The following is a 1,551-nucleotide window of genomic DNA, read 5'->3' as shown; positions in this document are numbered from 1 at the left end:
GCGCGCCCCTGGCCGCTGCCAGTCTGTCGTCCATCGCCCTCGCGGCCGGCGCCACCGGCCTGGGCGACTACGAGATCGGCCTCTGGGGCGACATGCCCTATTCGGACTTGCAGGCCCAGGTGGGCGTGCCCAACCTGATCGCCGACATGAACGCCCATGTCCTGGCCTTCACGGTGCACGACGGCGACCTCAAGGCCGGCAACAGCACCGCAGGCTCCGTCACGCCCACCACCTGCAGCGATGCGCTCTACACCCAAAGCGAGGGCTTCTTCAACGCGCTGCGGGCGCCGGCCATGCTGACGCCGGGTGACAACGACTGGACCGACTGCGACCGCCCGTCCAACGGGGGCTACAACTCGCTGGAGCGCCTGGACCATGAGCGTCAGGTCTTCTTTTCCACGCCGTATTCGATGGGCCAGCGCCGAATGCGCCAGGAAGTGCAGACCGACAAGCTGTGCCTGGACCACAACGGCGCGGCCACCGCCTGCGTGGAGAACCGGCGCTGGACCTATCGCAACGTCACCTACGTCACCTTGAACGTGCAGGGCTCGTGCAACAACCTGTGCGACACCGCCCCGGATGCCGCCGAGTGGACCGCCCGCAACAACGCCAACATCGTCTGGCTGCAGCAGAGCTTCGCCCAGGCCAAGGCGCGGGGTTCGGCAGCCATCATGCTGATCTCGCAGGCCAACCCGGGCTGGGACCAGGCCGACCCGACCCGCGCACCGCTGCGCGACCCCAAGACACTGGCCGAGACCGATGGCCAGCCCGACGGCTTCCAGGCCTACCTGCTGGCCCTGCGCGATCTCACCGTCGACTTCAAGAAGCCGGTGGCCTATGTGCACGGCGATTCGCACTACCACCGCGTCGACAAGCCCTTCCTGGACGCCCAGGGCCGTCGCCTGGAGAATTTCACCCGCGTGGAAACCTTCGGTGACAACGCGGGCAACGGCACCAACGACGTCCACTGGCTGCGGGTGCAGGTGCGCCCCGAAACGCGCGAGGTCTTCTCCTACCAGCCGATGATCGTGCCGGCCAACCGCGTGGCCGTTCCCGCGCCCTGAAAGAGGTACCGGGAAGTTGCCGCGGCCGGCCGCCATCCCGGGGGCCGGTCCGCGGATCTGGCACACTGCCGCGCTTTCCCGGTCTCTCGCGCGGGCGGCAGCCTGCGCCTTCAGGTTTTGGACAAGATTCTTCTGCAGATTGCCGCCGAACTGAGCGTTCGGCCGGCCCAGGTGAAAGCCGCCGTGGACCTTCTGGACGGCGGCGCCACGGTGCCTTTCATCGCCCGCTACCGCAAGGAGGCCACCGACGGCCTGGACGACATCCAGCTGCGCGAGCTGGAAGCCCGGCTGGGCTACCTGCGCGAGCTGGAAGAGCGCCGCGAGGCGGTGCTGAAAAGCATCGACGAGCAGGGCAAGCTCACGCCCGAGTTGCGCGCCGCCATCGAGGTTGCGCCCACCCAGCAGGAGCTGGAAGACCTCTACCTGCCCTACAAGCCCAAGCGCCGCACAAAGGCATGATCGCCCGCGAGGGGGGCCTGGAGCCGCT

The 1,551-nt window shown here is 68.3% G+C and carries 1 protein-coding gene and 1 pseudogene; both read left to right on the top strand.

Translation table 11 applies throughout. The features are described from left to right. On the top strand, positions 1 to 1,064 hold a 1,064-nt coding region (locus tag I73_RS29010; RefSeq protein ID WP_022982029.1), incomplete at its 5' end, for a hypothetical protein. A gap of 117 nt (positions 1,065 to 1,181) precedes the next feature. Further along, a pseudogene (locus tag I73_RS18775) lies at positions 1,182 to 1,551 on the top strand (Tex-like N-terminal domain-containing protein); the annotation flags it as partial.

Origin of the sequence: Ideonella sp. B508-1, from assembly GCF_000333615.1 — a bacterium.
Taxonomy (GTDB): Bacteria; Pseudomonadota; Gammaproteobacteria; order Burkholderiales; family Burkholderiaceae_C; genus Ideonella.
This window is presented reverse-complemented; position numbering and strand designations above follow the sequence as displayed.